The 25,863-nt window shown below is 72.7% G+C and carries 20 protein-coding genes; 9 read left to right on the top strand and 11 right to left on the bottom strand.

What is annotated here, in order from left to right; genetic code table 11:
- Positions 1-143 precede the first annotated feature (143 nt).
- Positions 144-1,235: a LacI family DNA-binding transcriptional regulator gene (locus ACZ64A_RS11925; protein ID WP_469809874.1), complete on the top strand. Its 1,092-nt coding sequence runs from the start codon at positions 144-146 to the stop codon at positions 1,233-1,235.
- Positions 1,236-1,721: 486 nt separating this feature from the next.
- Here the strand turns inward: ACZ64A_RS11925 and ACZ64A_RS11920 are convergent, their stop codons facing one another.
- On the bottom strand, positions 1,722-3,155 hold the full coding sequence (locus tag ACZ64A_RS11920; protein ID WP_469809872.1) for an MFS transporter: 1,434 nt from the start codon (positions 3,153-3,155) through the stop codon (positions 1,722-1,724).
- 110 nt (positions 3,156-3,265) lie between these two features.
- Here ACZ64A_RS11920 and ACZ64A_RS11915 point away from each other — a divergent pair, with 110 nt between their 5' ends.
- Complete coding sequence (locus ACZ64A_RS11915) at positions 3,266-3,730, top strand: MarR family winged helix-turn-helix transcriptional regulator (protein WP_469809871.1); 465 nt, start codon at positions 3,266-3,268, stop codon at positions 3,728-3,730.
- On the opposite strand, the gene ACZ64A_RS11910 is transcribed toward ACZ64A_RS11915, so the two are convergent.
- Both ACZ64A_RS11910 and ACZ64A_RS11905 read right to left on the bottom strand, forming a co-directional pair.
- Complete coding sequence (locus tag ACZ64A_RS11910; RefSeq protein ID WP_469809870.1) at positions 3,727-4,341, bottom strand: TetR/AcrR family transcriptional regulator; 615 nt, start codon at positions 4,339-4,341, stop codon at positions 3,727-3,729. The genes ACZ64A_RS11915 and ACZ64A_RS11910 overlap by 4 nt on opposite strands.
- A 53-nt stretch (positions 4,342-4,394) precedes the next feature.
- The gene (locus ACZ64A_RS11905) at positions 4,395-5,120 is read right to left on the bottom strand and encodes a vWA domain-containing protein (RefSeq protein ID WP_469809868.1); all 726 of its coding nucleotides are present in this window, start codon (positions 5,118-5,120) and stop codon (positions 4,395-4,397) included.
- A 147-nt stretch (positions 5,121-5,267) separates the two neighbouring features.
- Here ACZ64A_RS11905 and ACZ64A_RS11900 point away from each other — a divergent pair, with 147 nt between their 5' ends.
- Positions 5,268-6,191 carry a rhomboid family intramembrane serine protease gene (locus ACZ64A_RS11900; protein ID WP_469809867.1) on the top strand — a complete coding sequence of 308 codons (924 nt, stop codon included), beginning with the start codon at positions 5,268-5,270 and terminating at the stop codon, positions 6,189-6,191.
- Between the two features lie 181 nt (positions 6,192-6,372).
- On the opposite strand, the gene ACZ64A_RS11895 is transcribed toward ACZ64A_RS11900, so the two are convergent.
- The 3 genes from ACZ64A_RS11895 to ACZ64A_RS11885 all read right to left on the bottom strand — a co-directional run bounded on the left by ACZ64A_RS11895 (position 6,373) and on the right by ACZ64A_RS11885 (position 13,534).
- Positions 6,373-7,836, bottom strand: coding sequence for a glutamate synthase subunit beta (locus tag ACZ64A_RS11895; protein WP_469809865.1), 1,464 nt, complete (start codon positions 7,834-7,836; stop codon positions 6,373-6,375).
- Positions 7,829-12,427: a glutamate synthase large subunit gene (gene gltB, locus ACZ64A_RS11890; RefSeq protein WP_469809864.1), complete on the bottom strand. Its 4,599-nt coding sequence runs from the start codon at positions 12,425-12,427 to the stop codon at positions 7,829-7,831. The genes ACZ64A_RS11895 and gltB overlap by 8 nt, the downstream gene beginning before the upstream one ends.
- 375 nt (positions 12,428-12,802) lie before the next feature.
- Positions 12,803-13,534, bottom strand: a complete 732-nt coding sequence (locus tag ACZ64A_RS11885) for a VIT1/CCC1 transporter family protein (protein ID WP_361638776.1) — start codon at positions 13,532-13,534, stop codon at positions 12,803-12,805.
- A 690-nt stretch (positions 13,535-14,224) separates the two neighbouring features.
- Here ACZ64A_RS11885 and ACZ64A_RS11880 point away from each other — a divergent pair.
- Genes ACZ64A_RS11880 through ACZ64A_RS11855 form a run of 6 tightly spaced genes read left to right on the top strand, consistent with a single transcriptional unit; the run spans position 14,225 to position 21,356 of the window.
- A complete protein-coding gene (locus ACZ64A_RS11880; protein ID WP_469809863.1) occupies positions 14,225-15,592 on the top strand; it encodes an ADP-ribosylglycohydrolase family protein in 1,368 nt (455 codons plus the stop codon).
- Positions 15,589-16,704, top strand: coding sequence for an ADP-ribosylglycohydrolase family protein (locus ACZ64A_RS11875; RefSeq protein ID WP_469809862.1), 1,116 nt, complete (start codon positions 15,589-15,591; stop codon positions 16,702-16,704). The genes ACZ64A_RS11880 and ACZ64A_RS11875 overlap by 4 nt, the downstream gene beginning before the upstream one ends.
- 8 nt (positions 16,705-16,712) lie before the next feature.
- Entirely contained in the window at positions 16,713-17,891 is a 1,179-nt protein-coding gene (locus ACZ64A_RS11870; RefSeq protein WP_469809860.1) for an ADP-ribosylglycohydrolase family protein, read from the top strand.
- The gene (locus tag ACZ64A_RS11865) at positions 17,879-19,234 is read left to right on the top strand and encodes an ADP-ribosylglycohydrolase family protein (protein WP_469809859.1); all 1,356 of its coding nucleotides are present in this window, start codon (positions 17,879-17,881) and stop codon (positions 19,232-19,234) included. Before ACZ64A_RS11870 ends, ACZ64A_RS11865 begins: the two co-directional genes overlap by 13 nt.
- Positions 19,231-20,451, top strand: coding sequence for a CaiB/BaiF CoA transferase family protein (locus ACZ64A_RS11860; RefSeq protein ID WP_469809858.1), 1,221 nt, complete (start codon positions 19,231-19,233; stop codon positions 20,449-20,451). The genes ACZ64A_RS11865 and ACZ64A_RS11860 overlap by 4 nt, the downstream gene beginning before the upstream one ends.
- Entirely contained in the window at positions 20,448-21,356 is a 909-nt protein-coding gene (locus tag ACZ64A_RS11855) for an HpcH/HpaI aldolase/citrate lyase family protein (RefSeq protein WP_469809856.1), read from the top strand. The genes ACZ64A_RS11860 and ACZ64A_RS11855 overlap by 4 nt, the downstream gene beginning before the upstream one ends.
- Positions 21,357-21,456: 100 nt before the next feature.
- Here the strand turns inward: ACZ64A_RS11855 and lgt are convergent, their stop codons facing one another.
- From lgt to trpM, 5 genes are all read right to left on the bottom strand, one after another.
- Positions 21,457-22,458, bottom strand: a complete 1,002-nt coding sequence (gene lgt, locus ACZ64A_RS11850; RefSeq protein ID WP_469809855.1) for a prolipoprotein diacylglyceryl transferase — start codon at positions 22,456-22,458, stop codon at positions 21,457-21,459.
- 124 nt (positions 22,459-22,582) lie between these two features.
- Positions 22,583-23,359, bottom strand: coding sequence for a DsbA family protein (locus ACZ64A_RS11845; protein ID WP_469809853.1), 777 nt, complete (start codon positions 23,357-23,359; stop codon positions 22,583-22,585).
- Between the two features lie 121 nt (positions 23,360-23,480).
- Complete coding sequence (gene trpA, locus ACZ64A_RS11840) at positions 23,481-24,299, bottom strand: tryptophan synthase subunit alpha (protein ID WP_469809852.1); 819 nt, start codon at positions 24,297-24,299, stop codon at positions 23,481-23,483.
- Positions 24,296-25,579, bottom strand: coding sequence for a tryptophan synthase subunit beta (gene trpB, locus ACZ64A_RS11835; RefSeq protein ID WP_469809850.1), 1,284 nt, complete (start codon positions 25,577-25,579; stop codon positions 24,296-24,298). The genes trpA and trpB overlap by 4 nt, the downstream gene beginning before the upstream one ends.
- Before the next feature lie 66 nt (positions 25,580-25,645).
- Positions 25,646-25,855, bottom strand: coding sequence for a tryptophan biosynthesis modulator TrpM (trpM, locus tag ACZ64A_RS11830; protein ID WP_469809849.1), 210 nt, complete (start codon positions 25,853-25,855; stop codon positions 25,646-25,648).
- Positions 25,856-25,863 lie beyond the last annotated feature (8 nt).

The following is a 25,863-nucleotide window of genomic DNA, read 5'->3' as shown; positions in this document are numbered from 1 at the left end:
TTCTAACACGAACGAACATGAGGCGGCAATGAATCGCACAAGATGGCTTTGTTTTGTTCGTTCGAGCAAGAACGTTCAGATTCGATCAGCTGCGGGCTAGTCTGCTGATGAGCGGGGACGGCACGGCGAGAGGGGCGCGGTCGGTGCACGCCGAGGAACGGCATCAGGAAATCCTGCGCAGGGTGCGGGAGAGCGGGTCCGTGCGCGTGAGTGACGTCGCCTCGGAGCTCGGCGTCTCCCCCATCACCGTCCGGCGCGACGTCGAGGCGCTCGCCGAGCGGGGGTTGGTGATGCGGGTGCACGGGGGTGCGGTGCTGCCGGAGGCGGTGCCGCGGGGCGGGGCGGTGGCGGGGGCGGTGCCGCGGGGCGGGGCGGTGGCGGGGGCGGTGCCGCGGGGCGGGGTGGCGGCGGGGGCGGTGCCTGTTGTGGGCCTTGTTGTGCCTGCCGCGGACTACTACTACCCCGAGGTGATCAAGGGCGCGCGGGAGGCGGCTGCCGAGTGGGGGGTGCGGCTTGTCCTGGGTATCTCGCAGTACGACCCGGAGCAGGAGCGGGCGCAGGTGGCGCACATGCTCTCCGAGGGGATCGACGGGTTGCTGATCACTCCGTGTGAGCGGGTCGGTGAGTCGGGGGTGGCTGGTGAACTCGGGGTTCCTTATGTGCTGGTCGAGCGGCAGCCGGGGGACGATGTCACCGATGCCGAGCAGGTGGTCAGCGACCATGCCTACGGTGCGCGGATCGCGGTGCGGCATCTGGCGGAGGGCGGCCGGTCGCGGATCGGGTTGCTGCTGCGGGACGACAGTCCGCATCGGGGGCTGGTGCGGGAAGGGTTCGTGAGCGGGCTCGCGGGGCTGGGGCTGCCCGGTGACCTCGTGATGCCGCTGCCGTCGCAGGGACGGGCGGGTGAACGGGAGCGGGTGCTGGAGGAGTTCACCGACGCGGTGGCGTCGGGGCGGATCGATGCGGCGCTCGTGCACAACGACCACGACGCGATCGTGGTGCTGCAGCGGCTGCGGGCGCGGGGGGTGCGGGTGCCGGAGGATGTGGCGCTCGTGGCGTACGACGACGAGGTCGCGGGGTTGGCCGACGTGCCGCTGAGCGCGGTGGCGCCGCCGAAGCGGGCGGTGGGGGTGGCGGCGGTGGAGCTGATCGCGCGGCGGCTGGCGGAGCCGGGGCGGGCGCGGCATCGGGTGGCGCTGCTGCCGGAGTTGCGGGTGCGGGGGTCCAGTGGGTGAGGTGGGGGTGGTGCGTTGTCGCCTGCGGGTGCGTGGGGGGCTGGTCGCGCCGTTCCCCGCGCCCCTTATAGGCCTGCGGCGGCCCCTTGCTGCCTCGTCGTGGCGGGCGTCGCCTACGGCCGGTGGTGAGCCGGGGCCGGGGCGGGGGGTGTCCGTCCTCGGTCCGGCCACCCGTTCCCGACGAGCGCTCAGTGTCCCGGTGCCGGACGCTGCGGGCGGACACCCCCCACCCCGTCCCCTCCCCGCCGCGGGCGGGCGCACCAACGCGGTGGCGCGCGGCGCCTGCCGCAACGGCGGGCGGCCGCCCTATCGCCGTAGCTGCGGGCAGTCGTGCCGCTGGGGCGGCACGGGTGGGCGCAGCGGCACCCCGCCAGCGCCGGCGAGCGACCCGACCCCCGGCCGATACCGACACCGGGTCCAAGTCGACGCCGGGCGCGTAGCCCACCTCGGTCAATGCCACGCCGGGCGCCTAGCCCACCCCTAGCGTCACGTCGTCCTGCGCGGCAGCGCCGTCGTGAGGGCTGCGCAGGTGACGAATGTTGCCGTGATCCACGGCATCGCCGTCGTGAGCGCGTCCGTCAGCCCGTGGGCGGTGTGGCCGAAGAACACCGTGCCGATCGCCGCCGCCCCCAGCGCGCCCCCGAACTGCTGGGCCGTGGAGAAGATGCCGGACGCGCCGCCCGCGAGGTCGGCCGGTACGGCGGACAGGACCACGTTGACCAGGGGTACGACGAGGAAGCCCAGGCCGGCGCCGGCCACCAGCAGGCCGGGGGTCAGCGGCCACGCCCCCGTGTGCGCGCCGGAGGCGTCCGTGACGGCCGCCCAGACCCAGCCGAAGCCGCCGGCCATCATCAGCGCGCCCGCGCCCAGCACCACCCGGCCGTACCTCACCGCGAGGGTGTCCGCGACGGGCGCGGTCAGGAAGCCGCCTGCCGAGAAGGCCACCGTCACCAGTCCGGCCTGCATCGGCGTGTACCGCTCTCCTGCTTGCAGCCAGATCGCGAAGACCAGGAAGAAGCCCTGCATGCCGACGGAGAACAGGAGTTGGACGAGGACACCGAAGGAGAACGCGGGGAGGCGGAAGGCGCGGGCCGGCAGGAGGGGGGTGATACGGGTCGTACGGCGGCGCCCCTCGACGATCGCCAGCGCCGCGACCGCGCTCACGCCCGCGGCGAGGCACAGCCAGCCCCACAGCGGCCAGCCGTTCTCGCGGCCCTGGACCAGCGGCAGCACGATCGCCACCAGGCCGGCCGCGAGCAGCACGCTGCCGAAGACGTCGGGGCGTCCCGCCGAGCGCTCCTTCGTGGCCGGCACCAGCAGCAGACCGCCGATGAAGGTGGCCACGGCGATCGGGACGTTGACGAGGAACACCGAGCGCCAGCCCCAGCCGAACAGGTCGGCGTCGGTCAGCAGGCCGCCCAGCAGCAGGCCCACCGCGGAGGCGAAGCCGGACACCGCGCCGTACATCCCGAAGGCGGCGCCGCGCTCCTTGCCGGTGAACAGGGTGCGGAAGGAGCCGATCACCTGCGGTACGAGGACGGCGGCCATGACGCCCTGCACGGCGCGTGCGGCGATCAGCTGGCCCGGTGAGTGGGCGATGCCGCAGGCCAGGCTCGCCAGGCCGAAGCCCGCGGTGCCGGCGAGGAACAGGCCGCGGCGGCCGTAGCGGTCACCCAGGTGGCCGGAGACGATCAGCGTGGCGCCGAAGCCCAGCAGGTAGGCCGAGATCAGCCACTGGAGATCGCCGGCCGACGCGTGCAGGTCGCGGGCGATGGACGGGACGGCGACATTGACGATCGTGACGTCGAGGAGGTCCATCAGGGCGGCCGTCATCATCACGACGGCTGCCGCCCAGCGGCGCGGGTGCGGCTCCTCGGTGGTGGGGTGCGGAGGAGGTGCGGTGAGGGACGGCTTCGACATGGTTCTCCCCTGGCGTTTATTTCGTTCGGACTAACGAAAGAATTGCAGGGAGTGAGTGATGATCGCAAGTCTTTCGTTCGGGCGAACTAAATTTTTAGTAGGGTGGGAGCATGTCGGACGAGAAGCGCGCGCAGACGCTGGGACGGCTCATGGCCGTCGGCCGTGAGCACAGTGGCGTCACGGTGATGTTCCACTCGGCGATCGCCGCCAAGCAGGGGCTGAGCGCGACCGAGGAGAAGACCCTCGACCTGCTGGAGCGGCACGGCCCGCTCACCGCCAAGGACCTCGCGCGGCTGACCGGGCTGGCCCCCGCCTCCGTCACCGGGCTGGTGGACCGGTTGGAGGCCAAGGGCTTCGCGCGACGCGTCAAGCACCCGACGGACAAGCGGCGGGTGCTGGTGGAGCTGGACCGGGACCGGATCGGCGAGCTGGCCGGGTTCTTCGAGGACTGGGCGCGCGACATCGTCGAGGCGTGCGAGGACTTCAGCACCGAGGAACTGGACACCGTCGTGCGGTTCCTGACGGTGATGGCGGAGCGCCAGCGCGCGGCCGCGGCCCGCCTCACCGGTTCCTAGCCGCCTACGGCGATGCCCTCCAGGACCATCGAGAGGTACTGGCGGGCGATCTCCTCGGGGGTGTGCCGGCCCCCGGGCCGGTACCAGGACGCGGCGACCCAGACGGTGTCGCGCAGGAAGCGGTAGGTCAGGCGGATGTCGAGGTCGGCGCGGAACTCGCCGGCGGCCACGCCGCGTTCCAGGGTGGACAGCCACGCCTCCTCGAAGCGGCGCTGCGACTCGGCGAGGAAGGCGAACCGCTCCTGGCCGACCAGGTGACGGGACTCCTTCTGGTAGATGGCGACGGCGTCCCGGTGCCGGTCGATCTCCCGGAAGGACTCGGTGACCAGGGCCCGCAGCGTCTCGCTGGGGCCCAGGTCCGCGGCCAGGACCGTGTCGTAGCCGGCCCAGAGTTCGTCGAGGAAGGTGCGCAGGATCTCCTCGAGCATCGACTCCTTGGAGTCGAAGTGGTAGTAGAGGCTGCCGGCGAGCATGCCCGCGTGGTCCGCGATACGGCGGACGGTGGTGGCGTTGTAGCCCTGTTCGGCGAACACCTCTGCGGCGGTGGCGAGGAGTTCCCTGCGGCGCTCCGGGGCGGCGGCGGTCACCTGCGGCTTCTTCTTGGTCGGCACGGGACCATTGTGGCCGTAGCCGGAGTGGTCCTGGTCGGCAGGCGGGGGCATGTTCAGGCCGGGCGCACGATGCCCTGGGCGCGGGCGGCCCGCAGCCACCGCGGGAACTCCCCCACCAGCCGGTCGTACAGCTCGGCGTCGGTGACCGTGCGCGGGTCCGTGCCCGCGTGGAAGAAACCGGCGTTGTCGACCGGCCGCTTGTCCGGTACGGCGAGGTCGTCGAGCTTGCGCAGGAAGTCGAACTGTCCGCTGTGCGGGTCGCCGAAGCCGACGAACTGCCAGAACAGCGGCAGCCGCGCCGCCTTGCACAGGTAGCGTTCCGCGGCGAGCTTGCTGATCGGGCCGCCGTCGGTCTGGAAGACCACCAGGGCGGGGTCCCGGGCGCCGCTGTCGAGGTAGTGGTCGATGACGGCGTCCATCGCCAGGTGGTAGCTCGTCCTGCCCATGTGGCCCAGCCCGGCTACGATCCGCTCGACGCGGCCCTGGTGGTCGGCGAGCGCGATGTCGGTGACGGCGTCGACGTCCGTGGAGAAGAAGACGACCGGCACGCGGCCGTCGTCGTCGAGGTGCGCGGACAGGCCCAGCACGCGGTCGGCGAGCGCCTGCACACTGCCGTCCTGGTAGTACGGCCGCATCGAGCCCGAGTAGTCGACGACGAGGTAGACGGCCGCCCTGAGGCCGTCCAGGCCGTGCTTGGTGAGCGAGATCCCGGCGCTCTTGTAGAGGCCGACCAGCGCGGGCGCGGTCTCCTCCACCTTGGTCAGACTGATCGCGGCCACGCGCGTCTCCCCCTCGGCTTCGTGGTTCCGGCTGCCGAGGGTACGTCACACACGCCCCTGGCCTCCTCTGATGCACAGGCGTTCGCTAGTTTGTTCGCCGCCGTCCCCACCGGCTCACCGTCCGTCCCAACTCTGCGAGGAGCCGGCGTGGAACCCGAGTCCGCCGTCACCACCTGCTACCGCCATCCCAAGGTGGAGTCCTACGTCCGCTGCACCCGCTGCGAGAAGTTCATCTGCCCGGACTGCATGCGCGAGGCGGCGGTCGGCCACCAGTGCGTCGAGTGCGTGAAGGAGGGCGCGCGCTCGGCACGGCAGGCCCGTACCGTCGTGGGCGGCCGGGTCTCAGCGACACCGGTGCTCACCTGCGTGCTGATCGGTCTGAACGTGCTCGCCTATCTGGGCGAGGTGGTGCGGCCGGGGATCGTCGAGCGGTTCTCGATGCTCGGCGCCCGGCTGGTCGGCCCGGACGGCGGCTACTACCTCTACGACAGCGGCTTCCCCGCGGGCTACCACGCCCAGGGTGTCGTGGCCGGCGAGTGGGAGCGGCTGCTGACCGGCGCGTTCCTGCATCTGCCGCCGACCGAGGGCGCGTTCGGGATCGCGCACATCGTGATGAACATGCTCGCGCTGTGGCAGATCGGCCGCGTCGCGGAGGTCCTGCTCGGCCGGGTCCGCTACCTGGCGCTGTATGTGCTGTCCGCGCTCGGCGGTTCGGTGCTGGAGCTGCTCCTCGCCGATCCGGCGGCCGAGTCGGTGGGCGCCTCGGGCGCGATCTTCGGGCTGGGCGCGGCGTACTACGTCCTCGCCCGGCGCATGGGCGGCGACCTCGGGCAGGTCAACCGGTTCATGGGCATGCTGCTGCTGTGGATGCTGGTCTCCGCCGGTCTGACGTCCTGGCAGGGCCACCTCGGCGGCCTGCTGACCGGCGGTGCGGTGACCCTGGCGTACGCCTACGCGCCCCGCAACCGCTACCGCGCCCTGGTGCAGGCGGGCGCCTGTGCGGCGCTGCTGACGCTGCTCGCGCTGTGCGCGTGGGGCAAGGTGGCCGAACTGACCTCGGTCACGGCGTGAGAACGGCGAGGGAAAAGCCATGACCGCGTACGCGGAGTCGTACCGGGTGCCCTAGAGCCGTGCGGAAAAGGCGACGGCGCCTGCCCAGGGTCCGGTCGGGGACAGGGCAGGCGCCGTCTGTGTTCCGCACGCCGTTGTACGGGACGTCAGTGAGGGTGGCCCTGCGGGGCCACCCGGGCCGTCAGACCGCCAGGGCGCGGTCCGTCGGGCGGATCGGAGCGGGCAGGTCGCTGGCTCCGGTCAGGAAGCGGTCGACGCCGCGGGCGGCCGAGCGGCCCTCCGCGATCGCCCACACGATCAGGGACTGGCCACGGCCGGCGTCACCGGCGACGAACACACCGGGGACGTTCGTCTGGAAGTCGGCGTCGCGGGCGATGTTACCGCGTTCGTCGAGGTCCAGGCCGAACTGCTCCACCAGGCCGTTGTCCCGGTCGGTGCCGGTGAAGCCCATCGCGAGGGTGACCAGCTGGGCCGGGATCTTGCGCTCGGTGCCCGGCTTGGAGGTCAACTTGCCGTCGACGAACTCGACTTCGCTCAGGTGCAGCCACTGCACGTTGCCGTCCTCGTCGCCCTCGAAGTGGGTGGTGGAGGCGGAGTAGATCCGCTCGCCGCCCTCCTCGTGGGCCGAGGTCACCTTGTACAGGATCGGGAACGTCGGCCACGGCTGGTTCGTCGGGTGCCGCTCCTCGCTCGGGCGGGGCATGATCTCCAGCTGCGTGACGGAGGCCGCGCCCTGGCGGTGGGCGGTGCCCACGCAGTCGGCGCCGGTGTCGCCACCGCCGATGACGACGACGTGCTTGCCCTCGGCGGAGATCGGGGGCGCCACGAAGTCGCCCTCCTGCACCTTGTTCGCCAGCGGCAGGTACTCCATGGCCTGGTAGATGCCCTTGAGCTCACGGCCGGGCACCGGCAGGTCGCGGGCGGTGGTGGCACCGACGGCGAGCACGACCGCGTCGTACCGCTTCTTCAGGTCCGTGGCCTTCAGGTCGCGGCCGATCTCGATGCCGGTGCGGAAGCGGGTGCCCTCCGCGCGCATCTGCTCGATACGGCGGTTGATGTGCCGCTTCTCCATCTTGAACTCGGGGATGCCGTAGCGCAGGAGGCCGCCGACGCGGTCCGCGCGCTCGTAGACGGCGACGGTGTGGCCCGCCCGGGTGAGCTGCTGGGCGGCGGCCAGGCCCGCGGGGCCCGAGCCGACGACGGCGACCGTCTTGCCGGACAGGCGCTCGGGGATCTGCGGGACGACGTCCCCGGTCTCCCACGCCTGGTCGATGATCGAGACCTCGACGTTCTTGATGGTGACCGGCGGCTGGTTGATGCCGAGCACACACGCCGACTCACACGGCGCCGGACAGAGGCGGCCGGTGAACTCCGGGAAGTTGTTGGTCGCGTGCAGGCGCTCGGAGGCGGCGCCCCAGTCCTCGCGGTAGGCGTAGTCGTTCCACTCGGGGATGAGGTTCCCGAGCGGACAGCCGTTGTGGCAGAACGGGATGCCGCAGTCCATGCAGCGGCTGGCCTGCTTGGAGATGATCGGCAGCAGGGAGCCGGGGACGTAGACCTCGTTCCAGTCCTTGACGCGCTCAGGCACCGGACGGGACTTGGCGACCTCGCGGCCGTGGTTCAGAAAGCCCTTCGGGTCAGCCATTGATCGCCGCCTCCATCATCTTCTCGGTGATCTCGGTCTCCGACAGACCGGCTCGCTCGGCGGCGTCCTTGGCGGCGAGCACTGCCTTGTACGTGCTGGGGATGATCTTGCTGAAGCGCTCGGCGGCGCTGTCCCAGTCGGCCAGGAGCTTGGCGGCCACGGTGGAGCCGGTCTCCTCCTGGTGGCGGCGCACGACGTCGTGCAGCCACTGCTTGTCCGTCTCGTCCAGCGCCTCGATCGCGCCGACGTTGCCGGCGTTGACGTTGTCGCGGTCGAGGTCGATGACGTACGCGATGCCGCCGGACATGCCGGCCGCGAAGTTGCGGCCCGTCTCGCCGAGGACGACCGCGTGACCGCCCGTCATGTACTCGCAGCCGTGGTCGCCCACGCCCTCGGAGACGACCAGCGCGCCGGAGTTGCGCACGCAGAAGCGCTCACCGGTCTTGCCGCGCAGGAACATCTCGCCGCCGGTCGCGCCGTAGCCGATGGTGTTGCCGGCGATGACGCTGTACTCGGCGAGGTGGTCGGCGCCCCGGTCCGGGCGGACGACGATCCGGCCGCCGGACAGGCCCTTGCCGACGTAGTCGTTGGCGTCGCCCTCCAGGCGCAGCGTGACACCGCGCGGGACGAAGGCGCCGAAGGACTGGCCGGCGGAGCCGGTGAAAGTGATGTCGATGGTGTCGTCGGGCAGGCCTGCACCGCCGAACTTCTTCGTCACCTCGTGGCCGAGCATGGTGCCGACCGTGCGGTTGATGTTGCGGATGGCGACCTGGGCGCGGACCGGCTGTGCGTCCGTCGCGTCCGAGGCGGCCAGCGCGTCCGCGGCCAGCTTGATCAGCTCGTTGTCGAGGGCCTTCTCCAGGCCGTGGTCCTGGGCGATCACCTGGTGGCGGACCGCGCCCTCGGGCAGCTCGGGCACATGGAACAGCGGGTTCAGGTCCAGGCCCTGGGCCTTCCAGTGGTCCACCGCGCGCTCGACGTCCAGCACCTCGGCGTGGCCGACGGCCTCCTCGATGGAGCGGAAGCCCAGCTCGGCGAGCAGCTCGCGGACCTCCTGCGCGATGAACTGGAAGAAGTTCACCACGTACTCGGCCTTGCCGGCGAAGCGGTCGCGCAGCACCGGGTTCTGGGTGGCGATGCCGACCGGACAGGTGTCCAGGTGGCACACGCGCATCATCACGCAGCCGGAGACGACGAGCGGAGCGGTCGCGAAACCGAACTCCTCGGCGCCCAGCAGCGCGGCGATGACCACGTCACGGCCGGTCTTGAGCTGGCCGTCGGTCTGCACGACGATGCGGTCGCGCAGGCCGTTGAGCAGCAGGGTCTGCTGGGTCTCGGCGAGGCCCAGCTCCCAGGGACCACCGGCGTGCTTCAGCGAGGTCAGCGGGGAGGCGCCCGTGCCGCCGTCGTGGCCGGAGATCAGCACGACGTCCGCGTGCGCCTTGGACACACCGGCCGCGACCGTGCCGACGCCGACCTCGGAGACCAGCTTGACGTGAATCCGCGCCTGCGGGTTCGCGTTCTTCAGGTCGTGGATCAGCTGGGCGAGATCCTCGATGGAGTAGATGTCGTGGTGCGGCGGCGGGGAGATCAGGCCGACACCCGGCGTCGAGTGACGGGTCTTGGCGACCCACGGGTAGACCTTGTGGCCGGGCAGCTGGCCGCCCTCGCCGGGCTTGGCGCCCTGGGCCATCTTGATCTGGATGTCGTCCGCGTTGACCAGGTACTCGGAGGTCACGCCGAAGCGGCCGGAGGCCACCTGCTTGATCGCCGAGCGGCGCGCCGGGTCGTACAGGCGCTCCGGGTCCTCGCCGCCCTCACCGGTGTTGGACTTGCCACCCAGCTGGTTCATGGCGATGGCGAGGGTCTCGTGCGCCTCCTGCGAGATGGAGCCGTACGACATGGCACCCGTGGAGAAGCGCTTGACGATCTCGGAGACGGGCTCGACCTCGTCGACCGGGATCGGGCCGCGGCCGGACTTGAAGCCGAACAGGCCGCGCAGCGTCATCAGGCGCTCGGACTGCTCGTTCACCCGGTCCGTGTACTTCTTGAAGATGTCGAAGCGGCCGGTGCGCGTGGAGTGCTGGAGGCGGAAGACCGTCTCCGGGTCGAACAGGTGCGGCTCGCCCTCGCGGCGCCACTGGTACTCGCCGCCGATCTCCAGCGCGCGGTGCGCCGGGGCGATGCCGGAGGCCGGGTAGGCCTTGGCGTGGCGGGCGGCGACCTCCTTGGCGACGACGTCGATGCCGACGCCGCCGATCTTGGTGGTGGTGCCGTTGAAGTACTTCTCGACGAAGGCCTCGTCCAGGCCGACGGCCTCGAAGACCTGCGCGCCGCGGTAGGAGGCGACGGTGGAGATGCCCATCTTGGACATGACCTTCAGGACGCCCTTGCCGAGGGCGTAGATCAGGTTCTTGATGGCCTGCTCGGGCTCGAGACCGTTCAGGAAGGTGCCCGCGCGCAGCAGGTCCTCCACCGACTCCATCGCCAGGTAGGGGTTGACGGCGGCGGCGCCGTACCCGATGAGCAGGGCGACGTGGTGGACCTCGCGGACGTCGCCGGCCTCGACCAGCAGGCCCACCTGGGTGCGCTGCTTGGTGCGGATGAGGTGGTGGTGGACGGCCGAGGTGAGCAGCAGCGACGGGATCGGCGCGTGCTCGGCGTCGGAGTGCCGGTCGGAGAGAACGATCAGGCGGGCGCCGTTCTCTATGGCGGCGTCGGCCTCGGCGCAGATCTCCTCGATGCGGGCGGCCAGTGCCTCGCCGCCGCCGTGCACCCGGTACAGGCCGGAGAGGGTCGCGGCCTTGAAGCCGGGCATGTCGCCGTCGGCGTTGATGTGGATGAGCTTGGCCAGCTCGTCGTTGTCGATCACCGGGAAGGGCAGGGTGACCGAGCGGCACGAGGCGGCCGTCGGCTCCAGCAGGTTGCCCTCGGGGCCCAGCGAGGAGCGCAGGGAGGTGACCAGTTCCTCGCGGATCGCGTCCAGCGGCGGGTTGGTGACCTGCGCGAACAGCTGGGTGAAGTAGTCGAAGAGCAGGCGCGGGCGCTCGGACAGGGCCGCGATCGGGCTGTCGGTGCCCATGGAGCCGATCGGCTCGGCGCCGGCGCGGGCCATCGGGGCGAGGATGACGCGCAGCTCCTCCTCGGTGTACCCGAAGGTCTGCTGGCGGCGGGTGACCGAGGCGTGGGTGTGGACGATGTGCTCGCGCTCGGGCAGGTCGCCCAGCTCGATCTCACCGGTCTCCAGCCACTCGGCGTACGGGTTCTCGGCGGCGAGCTGCGCCTTGATCTCGTCGTCCTCGACGATGCGGTGCTCGGCGGTGTCGACGAGGAACATCCGGCCGGGCTGCAGACGGCCCTTGCGGACGACCTTCGCCGGGTCGATGTCGAGGACGCCGACCTCGGAGCCGAGGACGACGAGGCCGTCGTCGGTGACCCAGTAGCGGCCGGGGCGCAGACCGTTGCGGTCGAGCACGGCGCCGACCTGGGTGCCGTCGGTGAAGGTGACACAGGCGGGGCCGTCCCAGGGCTCCATCATCGTGGAGTGGAACTGGTAGAAGGCGCGCCGGGCCGGGTCCATGGAGTCGTGGTTCTCCCACGCCTCCGGGATCATCATCAGCACCGAGTGCGGCAGCGAACGCCCGCCCAGGTGCAGCAGCTCCAGCACCTCGTCGAACGACGCGGAGTCGGAGGCGTCGGGCGTACAGACCGGGAAGATCCGCTCGAGGGTCTTCTCCGAGGAGCCGAACAGGTCCGAGACCAGCTGCGACTCGCGGGCGCGCATCCAGTTCCGGTTGCCCTTGACGGTGTTGATCTCACCGTTGTGCGCGACGAAGCGGTAGGGGTGCGCGAGCGGCCACGACGGGAAGGTGTTCGTGGAGAAGCGCGAGTGGACGAGCGCGATCGCGGACGCGAAGCGGCGGTCGGACAGGTCCGGGAAGAAGGGCTCGAGCTGGCCGGTGGTCAGCATGCCCTTGTAGACGATGGTCCGCGCGGACAGCGACGGGAAGTAGACGCCCGCCTCGCGCTCGGCGCGCTTGCGCAGCACGAACGCCTTGCGGTCCAGGGCGATGTCCTTCGAGACACCGTCGGTGACGAAGAGCTGGCGGAAGACCGGCATGGTCGAGCGGGCGGTGGCGCCCAGCAGCTCCGGGGCGACCGGGACCTCACGCCAGCCGAGGACGGTCAGGCCCTCGTCGGCGGCGATCGTCTCGATCTGCGAGACGGCGTCGGCGGCGCCGTCCTCCGGGAGGAAGGCGATACCGGCGGCGTAGGCGCCGGCCTCGGGCAGCTCGAATCCGGCCACCTCGCGGAAGAACGCGTCCGGGACCTGGGAGAGGATGCCCGCGCCGTCGCCCGAGTCGGGCTCGGAGCCGGTGGCACCGCGGTGCTCCAGGTTGCGCAGGACCGTCAGGGCCTGTTCGACCAGCGTGTGGGACGCCTCGCCGGTGAGGGTGGCGACGAAGCCGACGCCGCAGGCGTCGCGCTCGTTGCGGGGGTCGTACATACCCTGCGCAGCAGGGCGAGCATCCATGAACGACCAGTTCTGGCCGTTCGTGGAGTGCTGGGACGGCTGGCGCGGCGTACGCATCGGCTCTCCCGTCGTCGTCAAGTGGCATGTGGCAGGTGCCGAGGGACGACGTTGGCCCTCTGCGTGATCTCAAAATTTCGTGCAGGTTACATGATGGAGCGGTTCTCGGGAACCGGATACTCCGTTCCAGCATGCGGACGCCGCGGGGTGTGCGGACGGGGGGTGGACGACCCCGCGGCGGGGAGTGTGGGGGGCCGACGCGGACAGGTCGATGTCCGTCGGACCGGGGGCCGGGACGGGCGTCGTCGCTCGCCCCGAGGGGATGCCGCAGGCGTCGTTGCCCGCAGCGCTTACGGCTCATGCCCCGCCGTCATACAGCTGAAACCAGCGGGTAATGGAGAACTTATGCGGCCCCTCGCATAAGTACCAGACGCGTCATCCTACGGCCGTTCCGAACAGGATGCCCAGGGCGTACGTCACACCGGCCGCGGCACCACCCAGGACAAGCTGGCGCAAACCGCTGTACCACCAGCTGCGCGCGGTCACCTTGGCGACCACCGCACCGCAGGCGAACAGCCCGAACAGCGCGAGCAGGACGGCCGGCCACAGCGCGGTGGCGCCGAGCAGATACGGCAGGACGGGCAGCAGGGCGCCCAGCGCGAAGGAACCGAACGAGGACACGGCCGCGACCAGCGGCGACGGCAGATCGCTCGGGTCTATGCCCAGCTCTTCGCGGGCGTGGATCTCCAGCGCCTGCTCCGGGTCCTTCGACAGCTGGCGGGCGACCTCGCGGGCCAGCTCCGGCTCCACGCCGCGCGCCGCGTACAGGGCGGCCAGCTCGGCTTCCTCGTCGGCCGGGTGCTTGCGCAGCTCACGGCGCTCGATGTCCAGTTCGGCCTCGACCAGCTCGCGCTGGGAGGCTACCGAGGTGTACTCGCCGGCCGCCATCGAGAAGGCGCCGGCGGCCAGGCCCGCGAGTCCGGTCAGCACGATCGTGTGCTGACCGACGGATCCGCCCGCGACGCCGGTCATCAGGGCCAGGTTGGAGACCAGTCCGTCCATCGCACCGAAGACGGCGGGCCGCAGCCACCCTCCGTTGACGTCACGGTGGGTGTGGTTGTCGCGGTGCGCCTCGTGCAGCGCCGCCCGGGTCTCGATGATGGCCATTACGGTCCCCCAAGAAAGCTAAGGCAAAGCTAAGTCTGGACAGATTCCAATTTCCGACAACACAGAATCTACGCCGCCGATTCTCTCGCCGCCAGCAAGGAAAGGCTGGGCTAACCTGCGACTTTGCCCACCGGGCGGGGGCGGGCGACCGGGCGGAGGTGGTGTCGGGTGCGGGGCCGGGGTGGCGTCGGGTGTGGGGTCGGGGACGGGATTACGGGACCGGGGGACACCGTGGGCGGCACCGACCGGAGGCGGCCGACATCCGGTGTCGGCCGACACCCGGGGCAGCAGCGGCACCGGCGCCGGCACCGGAGGCCGAGATCCGCTACCGGTGGCTGCATGCCCGAGCGCCGGGAGCCGGTGGCGACCGGCCAGGTCGGCGACCACATCACCGAACCCACTGCCGCCCGGCAGGACGCGTGAAGGCGTTTCGCGCCGAACCGGGGAGCCAGGCGAGCGGGGTGGTGCACCACGGGCGCCCGCCGAGCCTGGGCGCCCGACGAGCGGGGTCCACCCAGGGGGCGCCCGCCGAGCCGGGTGTCCGAAGGGGGACCGGTCCCTGCCGCGTGACGGCCCTGCACGCCGACCGGGTGACAGCGGGTACGGACGCGCGAGGCGGGGCGGTCGCCGTGGCACACCTGGCGCACAGGGCAGCACGCCCTGACGGGACTGTCCGGAGGTGACGCCGCCATGGCCACGATCCGTGAGCGGGCCCGTGGCGCCCTGCTCGGCCTGGCCGTCGGGGACGCCCTCGGGGCACCCGCGGAAAACCTCAAGCCCTCCGAGATCCGCGCCCGCTGGGGCCGTATCACCGGGTTCGTGGTCACCGAGCCGGCCGGCACCGACGACACCGAGTACACGCTGTTCTCCGGGCTGCTGCTCGCCCGGCACGGCTCGGCGCTGACCCCCGCCGACGTCGAGGCGGCCTGGCACGAGTGGATCGCCGACCGCGCGGAGGGCCTCTTCCGCGGCGCCGGGTTCAGCGAGCGCGGCACGCTGGAGAACCTGCGCCGGGGCCTGGCCGCGCCCATCTCCGCCCAGCACCGGCACGCCTGGAGCGACGGGCTCGCCATGCGCGCGGCCGTCTGCGGGGTGTACGCCGCGGGACGCCCCGCGGAGGCGGCACGGCTCGCCGCGATCGACGGCTCGGTCAGCCATGAGGGCGAGGGCATCTACGGCGGCCAGGCGGTGGCGGCCGGGGTCGCCGCGGCGATGGGCGGCGCCGCGCCGGAGGCGGTGGTCGCGGCCGCCCTCACCGTCGTACCGGAGGACTCCTGGACGGCCCGCTCCCTGCGGCGCGCGGTCATCGCCGCCCACCGCGGCGAACGCGCGGTCCGCACCGCCGTCGTCATCGGCGGCTACCCGTGGACCGACCTCGCCCCCGAGGCGGTGGCCCTCGCGTTCGGCGCGTACGCGGCGGCGGACGGCGACTTCCGCGACGCGGTGCTCACCGCGGTGAACATGGGCCGCGACGCGGACACCACGGCCGCGGTGGCCGGCGCCCTGGCGGGAGCGACGCAGGGGGTGGAGGCGATCCCCGCCGACTGGGCGGGGGCGATCGGGCCGGCCCGGGGCAGCTGCCTGCCGGCGATGAGGGGACGGCATGTGCTGGAGGTCGCGGACCTGCTGGTCGCTGGACGAGACAGGGCGGAGCCACCGGCCCGCGACACGGAGGTCCCCGACGGCGCGGAGCCAACCGCACGCGAGACAGTCGGCCCCGACGGGGTGAAGCCAACCGCACACGTGACAGACAGCCCAGACGGGGCAGAGGCACCGGCCCGCGACACAGCCGGCCCCGACGGGGCAGAGCCACCAGCGCGCGGCCCAGAAGGCCCAGACGAGGCAGAGCCACCAACCCGCGACACGGCCGGCACCGACGGGACCCCCCTCCTGGTGCCCGACTTCGTGCCGGACGCGTTGGAGGAACTGACCGCCTCGGCCGCGCCGGCCATCGAGGCGGGCGGCGGGTGGCCGGCGGCCGGGCGGGCCGCCAAGACACCCGGCCCCCTGGTGCCCGCCGTCGACCCCGGCGACGAAGGCAACGAGGCCCGGTCATGACCCGCCGTATCGAAGGGCTGCTCCTCGGGCTCGCCGCCGGCGACGCGGCCGGATGGCCCGCCGCGCGGCACCGTGCCGCACGCATGCCGGAGTGGACCCGGCGGCTCACCCGCGAGCTGGACACCTTCGCCGAGCAGAACGCCACCACCACCCTCCCCGTCCCGATCGCCCTCAACCAGCCCCCCGACCCCCTGCGCCTCGGCCCCTCCGACGACGCCGAGTGGGCGGCGTTCGCCGCCGAGGCCGTGCTGCGGGCCGGTGACGACCACGCCCTCGGCGACCTCAGCCGGGAACGCCGGGTGCGCACCGCCCTCGACCTCACCTGGACCGCCGTGGCCGCCGAGGTCGCCGCGGCGGCCGAGCGCGCCGCCGAGATCGAGTCCGCCGTCCTGCCCCTGCGCGCCCGCATCTCCGTGCGCGCCGGCCTCGGCAACCTCGCCGCCGGTCTGCGCCCGCCCGCCACCGGCCACGACAACCCGCACTACTTCGACGACGCGGCCTGTGTGCGCGCCTGCGTGCTGGCCGCCGCCCACGTCGGTGACCCCCGCGCCGCCGCGGACCTGGCCGAGTTCGACGCCCGCTACACCCAGGACGGCGACGGCGTGCACGGCGCCCGGGCGATGGGCGCGGCCCTCGCGCTCGCCCTCACCGGCGCCGACACCGGCACCTGTGTGACCGCCGCCCTCGCCGAACTCCCGCCGGACACCGAGATCGGCCGCAACGCCCGGCACGCACTCGCCCTCGCCCGCGACGCCGAGAGCGCCTTCGCCCTGGTCCCGCCACTGGAGCACCAGATCGTCGACCACGTCTACAGCTACGGCATCGCCGCCGCCGAGACCGTGCCCGTCGCCCTCGCCCTGGCCACCGCCGCCGGGGGCCGCATCGCCGCCGCCGTACCCGCGGCCGCCTGCCTGTCCCGGGTCGCCGACTCCGCACCGGCCCTCACCGGTGCCCTGACCGGAGCGCTCGGCAGTGCCGAGGCGATCCCGGAGACCTGGCGCGCCGCCTGCCGCACGCTCACCGGCTGCGCCCTGCCCCGGCTGACCGGCACCGACCTGGTGGAACTCGCCGAGTTGCTGGAAGCCGCGCAACCGGCCCTGCCAGGAGGATGATTCGGCACATGACGCCCAAAGGAGAAGAAAGCCCGGGGGCGGTGTCCCTGGAGGACCGGATCACCGGTGCCCTTGTCGGCGCCGCCGTCGGCGACGCCCTCGGCGGTCCGGTCGAGGGCTACTCCCCCGACCAGATCACCGAACGCCACGGCGGCCGCGTGCACGGTGTCGTCGGCCCCTGGCACGGCGACGCCTGGCGCACCGCCCGCCCCCTCGCGCCGTACCACAAGGGCGACGGGCACGTCACGGACGACACCCTGATGACCCACGCCCTCGTCCGGGTCTACGCCACCGTCCGCGACCACCTCGACGCGTACGCGGTCGCCGATCACCTGGTCCCTGACCTGATGACCACCCCGCGCTGGATCCCGGAGCTGGAGGCGGAGGCGCTGCCCCTGCACCGGATCTTCCTGGCGGAGAAGTGGCTGGTCGCCCGCCTGCACTACGGCCATGCCGACCCCCGCGAGGCGGGCGTCGGCAACCTCGTGAACTGCGGCGCCGCGATGTACATGGCCCCCGTCGGCCTGGTCAACGCGGCTCACCCGGCGGGCGCGTACGGCGAGGCGCTGGACATCGCGGGCGCCCACCAGTCGTCGTACGGCCGGGAGGCCGCCGGTGTCTTCGCCGCGGCGGTGGCGGCGGCCTGCACCCCGGGCGCGACCCCGGAGTCGGTGGTCCGCGCGTGCCTGGACCTGGCCAAGGACGGCACCCGTGCGGCGATCGAAGCGGTGTGCGAAGTCGCCGCCCGTCACGGCGACTTCGAGTCGGCGCTCGTCCCGCTGCGCGAGGCGGTGGCCCCGTACGACACCGTGGGCCCCGACTACCGCTCGCCCTCGCTGGGCGCCCGCCGTCCGTCCCGGCTGCACTCCATCGAGGAACTGCCCGTGGCGCTGGGCATGTTGGTGGTGGCGGACGGCGACTACCGGCACGCCGTGCTCGGCGCGGTGAACTACGGCCGCGACTGCGACTCCATCGCGACGATGGCGGGCGCCCTGGCCGGTGCGCTCGGCTCCCCCGTCCCGGAGGACTGGGCGAAGACGGTCGCGGAGGCCAGCCGTCTCGACCTGTGGGAGCCGGCCCGCACCTTGACCGAGGTCGCCCGGCAGGTCTTCCGGAAGGACGTGGCACGCCGGCGTGCCCACGAGGAGGCGTTCGCGCGGCTCGGAGGCGCCGGATGCGCCGACTGACCTGGGTCCAGCCGGAGGATCTGATCGGCCACGAACTGCGCCAGGCGGCCCTGGACGGCCGTGAGCCCAAGGCGATCGCGGCCCGCTGGCGGGCGGCCGGCGGCCCGGACGCCCCCGAACGGGCCGGGGCCTCCCCCCGGCGCGCCTCCCGTTATCTGCGGCAGCTCGCCGAGGACCTGCTGGACGAACTCGCCGATCTGCCCAGCCGGCTGGACGAGCCGACGGACCTGGAGCGCATCCGGCGCCTGTGCCCCGACTGGCCGGCCCCCGCGCCGCGTACGCCCGTCACGCCGGAGCGGCTGGAGGCCGCCTGGCTCGGCCGGGCCGCCGGCTGCCTGCTCGGCAAGCCCGTCGAGAAACTCCCGCTCGACGGCATCCGCGCGCTCGCCCAGGCGGTCGGCAACTGGCCGCTGAGCACCTGGTTCACCGCCCGCGGTGTCCCCTCCGAACTGCTCGCGGCGCACCCGTGGAACCGCCGTTCGGCCGCGACCTCGCTGGCCGAGACGATCGAGGGCATGCCCGAGGACGACGACCTCGACTACCCGTTGCTGAACCTGCTGCTGCTCCAGCGTCACGGCCGCGCGTTCACCACCGCCGACGTCGCCGGGCTCTGGCTCGACGAGCTGCCGCCCGGCCGGGTCTTCACCGCCGAGCGCATCGCCCTGCGGAACCTGCTGCTCGGCCTCGAGCCACCGGAGACCGCCCGCCACCGCAACCCCTTCCGCGAATGGATCGGCGCCCTCATCCGTGCCGACGTGCACGGCTGGACCAACCCCGGCGACCCGGCCGGGGCCGCCGCACAGGCCCACCGCGACGCCACGCTCACCCACACCGCGAACGGCGTGTACGCGGCGATGTTCGCGGCGGCCACCCTCGCCGCGGCGGCCACCGGGGACCATGACGTGCACTCCTGTCTGCGGGTCGGCCTGACCGTCGTGCCGCCCGGCTCCCGGCTCGCGGACGCGGTCCGCCACGCGGTGCGGCTCGCTCACGAGCACGCCGACTTCGACACCGTCGTCGACCGTCTCCACGCCCGCTACTCGCCCAGCCACCACTGGGTGCACGCCCTGCCCAACACCGCGCTGACCGCCGCCGCCCTCACCCATGCCGACGGGGACTTCGCCGGGTCCATCTGCCGTGCGGTGGCGGGCGGTTGGGACACCGATTCGAACGGTGCCGCGGCCGGCAGCGTCGCCGGGTTGCTCGCCGGTTCCCCCGCCGCGCTGCCCGACCGCTGGACGGCCCCGCTGAAGAACCGGCTCGCCACCTCCGTCCGCGGCTTCGACGGCGTCGGCTTCGACGCCCTGGCCCACCTCACGCACCGGGAGGCATCCCGTCCATGACCGACGCCCCGGGAGACGCACCGTCCCCGACCGACCCCCCGCTCACGGGTCTGCGCGTGCTGGACCTCGCCACCCTCTTCGCCGGACCTCTCGCGGCCACCTTCCTGGGTGACTTCGGCGCGGAGGTGATCAAGGTCGAGCACCCGACGAAACCCGATCCGTCCCGCGGCCACGGCCCCGCGAAGGACGGGATCGGCTTGTGGTGGAAGGTGCTCGGCCGCAACAAGCGCACCCTCACCCTCGACCTGTCCACCCCGGGCGGCCGCACCACCCTGCTGCGCCTGGCGGCCGGCGCGGATGTGATCGTGGAGAACTTCCGCCCCGGCACGCTGGAGAAGTGGGACCTCGGCTGGGAGGAGCTGTCCGCCGCCAACCCGCGGCTGGTCCTCGCCCGGGTCACCGCCTTCGGCCAGTTCGGGCCCTACGCCCACCGGCCCGGCTTCGGCACGCTCGCCGAGGCCATGAGCGGCTTCGCGGCGATCACCGGTGAACCGGACACCCCGCCCACACTGCCGCCGTTCGGGCTGGCCGACTCCATCGCCGGGCTCGCCACGGCCTACGCCGTCATGGCCGCGCTGGCCGCGCGGGAGCGCACCGGCGCAGGACAGGTCGTCGACATGGCGATCATCGAGCCGATCCTGACGGTCCTCGGCCCCCACCCGACCTGGTACGACCAACTCGGCTACGTCCAGGAACGCACCGGCAACCGCTCCGCCAACAACGCCCCGCGCAACACCTACCGCACCGCCGACGGCACCTGGGTGGCCGTCTCCACCTCCGCCCAGTCGGTCGCCGAGCGGGTGATGGAGCTGGTGGGCCGCCCCGAGCTGACCGCCGAGCCGTGGTTCGCCACCGGAGACGGCCGCGCCCGCCACGCCGGTCTGCTCGACGAGGCCGTCGGCCGCTGGATCGCCGCCCGCCCCCGCGACGAGGTCCTCGCGGCCTTCGAGAAGGCGGAGGCCGCGATCGCCCCCGTGCAGGACGTGCGGGAGGTGATGACGGACCCGCAGTATCAGGCGCTCGCCACGATCACCACCGTCGACGATCCGGAACTGGGCCCGCTGCGCATGCAGAACGTCCTGTTCCGGCTGTCCGCCACGCCCGGCGCGATCCGCTGGGCCGGCCGCCCGCACGGCGCCGACACCGACGCCGTCCTCGCCGAGCTGGGCCTGACCGCGGCCGAGGTGGACGCGCTGCGCGCGGAGGGCGCCGTATGACGAGCCCGCCGCGCACCCCGCCCACCGCTCCCGCCGCGTTCCCGGCCTGCGCGCCGTCCGCCTGCCCGGACACCGGCGCCCCGCTCACCTGGCTGTACGCCCCGGGTGACCGGCCGCGGGTCGTCGCCAAGGCGCTCGGCTGCGGGGCCGACGTGGTGGTGGTCGACCTGGAGGACGCGGTCGCCCCCGAGCGCAAGGAGTACGCCCGCGCCGCCACCGCCGAACTCCTCGCCGGCCCCCAGCCGGTGCCGGTGCATGTGCGGATCAACGCCCTGGACGGTCCGCTCGCGGCGGCCGATCTGCGGGCCCTCGCCCGGCTGCCGGGCGTGGCGGGGCTGCGGCTGCCGAAGGTCCGCGGGCCCGAGCAGATCGTCCGGGTCGCCGAGCGCACGGGGGCCGCGGACGGCCGGGTGCCGCCGCTGTACGCCCTGCTGGAGTCGGCGCTCGGCATCGAGCACGCCCACGCCATCGCGACCGCTCACCCCGCGGTGCGCGGCATCGCGCTCGGGGAGGCGGATCTGCGGGGCGATCTGGGGATCCGGGACGACGCAGGTCTGGACTGGCCGCGCTCGCGGGTGGTCGTCGCCGCGCGGGCGGCGGGGCTGCCGGCGCCCGCCCAGTCCGTGCACCCCGACATCCGCGACCTGGACGGCCTCGCCGCGAGCTGCGCCCATGGCCGTGCTCTCGGCTTCCTGGGGCGCGCCGCGATCCACCCCCGCCAGCTTCCGGTGATCGAACGGGCCTATCTGCCGACCCCGGCGGAGATCGAGGACGCGGAGGCGGTGATCAGGGCGGCGGCGGCACACCCGGGCGCCCAGGCGCTGCCCGACGGCCGCTTCATCGACGCGGCGGCGGTGACGGCGGCCCACCGCACGCTGGAGCTGGCCCGCCGCCACTGCGCCTGACCCTGCTCCTGCTCCTGCTCCTGCTCCTGCTCCTGCTCTGACATGCCGAGGGGCGCCCGGCAGACTCCGGGCGCCCCTCACGGTCGTACGGCGTGACGTGTCACGACTTCTTGGTCGCGGTCCCCGCCTCGTCCTTCGCCTGGTCCTTCGCCTCGTCCTTCACCCCGTCGGCCACCGGGGCCTTCTCCTCGGGCTCCGCCGCGGACCCGGGGGCGGCGTCGGACGGGGCCCCGGACTCGGTCGCAGCGGCGTCGGCCTCGCCCTCGGTCCTGTCGTCGCCGGCGTCCGCTCCCGGTTCGACGATCGCCTCGCGGCCCGGCCGCTTCTTCGCCGACAGCACCATGTAGAGCACGGCGAGCAGGAAGACGAACAGCGCCGTCCAGTTGTTCAGCCGCAGGCCGAGGATGTGGTGGGCGTCGTCCACGCGCAGGTACTCGGTCCAGAACCGGCCCACGCAGTACGCGGCGACGTACAGGGCGAACGCCCGGCCGTGGCCCAGCTTGAAGCGGCGGTCGGCCCAGATGACGAGCAGCGCGACGCCGATGCACCACAGGGACTCGTACAGGAACGTCGGGTGGTAGGTGCCCGGCACCCGCCCGTCCGCCGAGGAGGTGATCTTCAGCGCCCAGGGCAGGTCGGTCGGCTTGCCGTACAGCTCCTGGTTGAACCAGTTGCCCCAGCGGCCGATCGCCTGGGCCAGGGCGATGCCGGGGGCGACGGCGTCGGCGTAGGCCGGCATCGGGATGCCGCGGCGGCGGCAGCCGATCCACGCGCCCAGCGCGCCCAGCGCGATCGCGCCCCAGATTCCGAGGCCGCCCTCCCAGACCTTGAAGGCGTCCACCCAGTCACGGCCCTTGCTGAAGTACAGCTCGTAGTCCGTGATCACGTGGTACAGGCGCCCGCCGACCAGGCCGAACGGCACCGCCCAGACCGCGATGTCCGCGACCGTGCCGGCCCGTCCGCCCCGGGCGATCCAGCGCTTGTTGCCGAGCCAGACGGCAACGAAGACGCCGATGATGATGCAGAAGGCGTAGCCGCGCAGCGGGATGGGGCCGAGGTACAGCACCCCGCGCGACGGGCTGGGAATGAAGGCAAGTTCCATGGCAAGGTCGACGCTACCGTGCCGGACCGGGCCGACGGCAAGCCGCCTGGCTACGGGTCCATAACAGGGGCGTGAGAAATCGCCGTGAGACACCGCCGGGCGCGGCCCCGGCGCCGGTCGGGAATCAGCCCTTGGCGGCCTCCTGCACCAGCTGCTTCAGCTTCGCCGGGGTCATCGTCTGGTCCTGGTAGATGTTCTTGCCGTTGAGCAGCACGGTCGGTGTGCCCTGGAAGCCCTGCTTCTGGAACGCCTGGTGGGACTTCGCCACCCAGCTGTTGTGCTTGCCGTCCTGCACGCAGGAGCGGAAGGCGGGCGTGTCCAGTCCGGGGACCTTGCCGGCCAGCTCGATCAGCTTGCTGTCCTGGGCATAGGCGTCGTCGGTCTCCTTCGGCTGGTTCGCGTACAGCACGTCGTGGTACGCGGTGAACTTGCCCGCGTCCTGGGCGCAGGCCGCGGCGTTCGCGGCGTGCCGGGAGCCGCTGCCGCCGAGGTTGCCGTCGATCAGGGTGACCAGGTGGTACTCGCCTCTGAGCAGGCCGGCGCCGGTGAGCTCGTGGATCGTGGGGCGGTAGGCCGCCTCGAAGGCCTGGCAGGCCGGGCAGCGGAAGTCCTCCCAGACGACGAGGGTGGATTTGGCGCTGTCCTTGCCGACCGGGATGGCCAGGGCGTCCTTGCCCTGCGCGCCCGAGGGTGCGACGACGGGACCCGCCTTGCCGGAGCCCTTGTCCTTGCCCGCGTTCGCGGCGACGACGCCGATCACCGCCGCCAGGCCGAGCACGCACACCACGCTGGCCCCGACGATCAGGGCGCGCCTGCGCTTCTCCGCGGTTTTCTGCTTCTCGCGCTCGACCGCCAGCCGCTCCCTGGCGGTGCGCTTTCCGTCACGGTTCTTCTCGCTCACACCCCCAGAACGAACCGGGGAGGCGCATTGCGCCTCCCCGGTCCCAGGTCCACCCGTTCGAGTGACCGATGCGAAATGTCCCTGTCTGTTACGCCTGCGTCCGGGCCTGCGCGCGGATGCCTTACGCCTGTCCGCGTACGCCCAGCGCCAGCTCGCCGGCGAGGGCGCGCACCGCCTCCAGGCCGGCCGCCTCGTCCGGGGCGTCCAGCATCCGCTTGACGAAGGCCGAGCCGACGATCACGCCGTCGGCGAAGCCGGCCACCTCGGCGGCCTGGGCGCGGTTGGAGACGCCGAGGCCGACGCACACGGGCAGGCCGGCGCCGGTCGCACGGGTGCGTCCGACCAGGTCCTGGGCCTGCGCGCCGACCGACTCACGGGTGCCGGTGACGCCCATGAGGGAGGCGGCGTACACGAAGCCGCTGCCCGCCGCGGTGATCTCCGCGAGGCGCGCGTCCTTGCTGCTGGGCGCCACCACGAACACGGTGGCGAGTCCGTGCTTCTCGGCGTGCTCGCGCCACAGCGCCGACTCCTGCACGGGCAGGTCGGGCAGGATGCAGCCCGCGCCGCCCGCCTCGGCCAGCTCGGCGGTGAACCGCTCGACGCCGTAGCGGTCGATGGGGTTCCAGTAGGTCATGACCAGGACCGGCTTGCCGGTGGCCCGGTGCGCCTCGCGCACCGTGCGCATCACGTCGGCGATCTTCACGCCGCCGCGCAGGGCGATGTCGTCGGCGGTCTGGATGACCGGGCCGTCGAGCACGGGGTCGCTGTGCGGCAGGCCCACCTCGACGATGTCGGCGCCGCCGTCGAAGACGGCCTTGATCGCCTCGATGCCGCCGTCCACGGTCGGGAACCCGGCCGGCAGATAGGCGATGAGCGCGGAGCGGCCCTCGGCCTTGGCGGCGGCGAGGGTGTCGGTCAGCAGCTGGATGTTCCCGCTCACTTGGCGTCCCCCTCGATCTCCGCGGTGTCGGCCTCGTTCGCAGCGACCTCCGCGTCGGTGTCGTACAGCCCGAAGTAGCGGGCGGCGGTGTCCATGTCCTTGTCGCCGCGGCCGGACAGGTTGACCACGATCAGGCCGTCCTTGCCTAGCTCCCGGCCGACCTCCAGGGCGCCGGCGAGGGCGTGGGCGCTCTCGATGGCCGGGATGATGCCCTCGGTGCGCGACAGCAGGCGCAGCGCCTGCATCGCGGCGTCGTCCGTGACCGCGCGGTACTCGCCGCGGCCGGAGTCCTTGAGGTAGGAGTGCTCGGGGCCGATGCCGGGGTAGTCCAGACCGGCGGAGATGGAGTACGGCTCGGTGATCTGGCCCTCCTCGTCCTGCAGGACGTAGGAGCGCGAACCGTGCAGGATGCCCGGCTCGCCCGCGGTCAGCGTGGCCGCGTGCTCACCGGTCTCGACGCCGTGCCCGGCGGGCTCGCAGCCGATGAGACGGACGCCCTCGTCGGGGATGAAGGCGTGGAAGAGTCCGATGGCGTTGGAGCCGCCGCCGACGCAGGCGATCGCGGCGTCGGGCAGGCGGCCTGCCCGCTGAAGGAGCTGGCGGCGGGCCTCCACGCCGATGACGCGGTGGAAGTCGCGGACCATCGCCGGGAAGGGGTGGGGGCCGGCGACCGTGCCGAACAGGTAGTGGGTGCGGTCGACGTTGGCGACCCAGTCGCGGAACGCCTCGTTGATGGCGTCCTTCAGCGTGCGGCTGCCGGACTTCACGGCCACGACCTCGGCGCCGAGCATGCGCATGCGGGCGACGTTGAGGGCCTGGCGGCGGGTGTCGATCTCACCCATGTAGATCGTGCACTCGAGGCCGAACAGCGCGCAGGCGGTGGCCGTGGCGACGCCGTGCTGGCCGGCGCCGGTCTCGGCGATCACGCGGGTCTTGCCCATGCGCTTGGTGAGCAGCGCCTGGCCGAGCACGTTGTTGATCTTGTGCGAGCCGGTGTGGTTGAGGTCCTCGCGCTTGAGGAAGACGCGCGCGCCGCCGGCGTGTTCGGCGAAGCGGGGCACCTCGGTGAGCGCCGACGGACGGCCGGTGTAGTTCACCAGCAGGTCGTCGAGCTCACGGGCGAACTCGGGGTCGTTCTTGGCCTTGTCGTACTCGACGGCCACCTCGTCCACGGCGGCGACGAGGGCCTCCGGGATGAACTTGCCGCCGAACGCTCCGAAGTAGCCTGCGGAGTCGGGGACCTGACCCTGGGGGTCGGGGATGAAGAAGTCGCTGGGCATGCGGAAACCTCACGGTGAGTTTCGTTGAACAACTAATCGCCGTGGGGGCTTGGGTTTTCTACGACCTCAGGCCGTACATGGCTGGTCGCGCAGTTCCCCGCGCCCCTCTGGGGCGCGCTGCCATCGGCGGCCGTTCACCTGCCCGGGCTCGTCACCGATGACGTAGCGGACTCGACGGCCGTGCACGCGGCGCGCGGGCGCGCGGCAGCCCCGCGGACGGCAGCCACGCGCCAGGCGGGCGTACCGGTCCACGGTGGTCACGGTCGTCGTCCTCATCGCGTCCA

Source organism: Streptomyces sp. NPDC104814, from assembly GCF_055583185.1.
The sequence above is the reverse complement of the archived record's forward strand: the minus strand, read 5'-3'. Positions and strand labels throughout refer to the sequence as shown.

Bases quoted from the DNA above. Each gene is read 5' to 3' on its own strand.
- ACZ64A_RS11895 (WP_469809865.1), bottom strand. From the start codon at position 7,836: ATGGCTGACCCGAAGGGCTTTCTGAACCACGGCCGCGAGGTCGCCAAG.
- ACZ64A_RS11885 (WP_361638776.1), bottom strand. From the start codon at position 13,534: ATGGCCATCATCGAGACCCGGGCGGCGCTGCACGAGGCGCACCGCGAC.
- ACZ64A_RS11865 (WP_469809859.1), top strand. From the start codon at position 17,879: ATGCGCCGACTGACCTGGGTCCAGCCGGAGGATCTGATCGGCCACGAA.
- lgt (WP_469809855.1), bottom strand. From the start codon at position 22,458: ATGGAACTTGCCTTCATTCCCAGCCCGTCGCGCGGGGTGCTGTACCTC.
- gltB (WP_469809864.1), bottom strand. From the start codon at position 12,427: ATGCGTACGCCGCGCCAGCCGTCCCAGCACTCCACGAACGGCCAGAAC.
- ACZ64A_RS11855 (WP_469809856.1), top strand. From the start codon at position 20,448: ATGACGAGCCCGCCGCGCACCCCGCCCACCGCTCCCGCCGCGTTCCCG.
- ACZ64A_RS11870 (WP_469809860.1), top strand. From the start codon at position 16,713: ATGACGCCCAAAGGAGAAGAAAGCCCGGGGGCGGTGTCCCTGGAGGAC.
- trpB (WP_469809850.1), bottom strand. From the start codon at position 25,579: ATGCCCAGCGACTTCTTCATCCCCGACCCCCAGGGTCAGGTCCCCGAC.
- ACZ64A_RS11860 (WP_469809858.1), top strand. From the start codon at position 19,231: ATGACCGACGCCCCGGGAGACGCACCGTCCCCGACCGACCCCCCGCTC.
- ACZ64A_RS11920 (WP_469809872.1), bottom strand. From the start codon at position 3,155: ATGTCGAAGCCGTCCCTCACCGCACCTCCTCCGCACCCCACCACCGAG.
- ACZ64A_RS11915 (WP_469809871.1), top strand. From the start codon at position 3,266: ATGTCGGACGAGAAGCGCGCGCAGACGCTGGGACGGCTCATGGCCGTC.
- ACZ64A_RS11875 (WP_469809862.1), top strand. From the start codon at position 15,589: ATGACCCGCCGTATCGAAGGGCTGCTCCTCGGGCTCGCCGCCGGCGAC.
- trpM (WP_469809849.1), bottom strand. From the start codon at position 25,855: ATGAGGACGACGACCGTGACCACCGTGGACCGGTACGCCCGCCTGGCG.
- ACZ64A_RS11880 (WP_469809863.1), top strand. From the start codon at position 14,225: ATGGCCACGATCCGTGAGCGGGCCCGTGGCGCCCTGCTCGGCCTGGCC.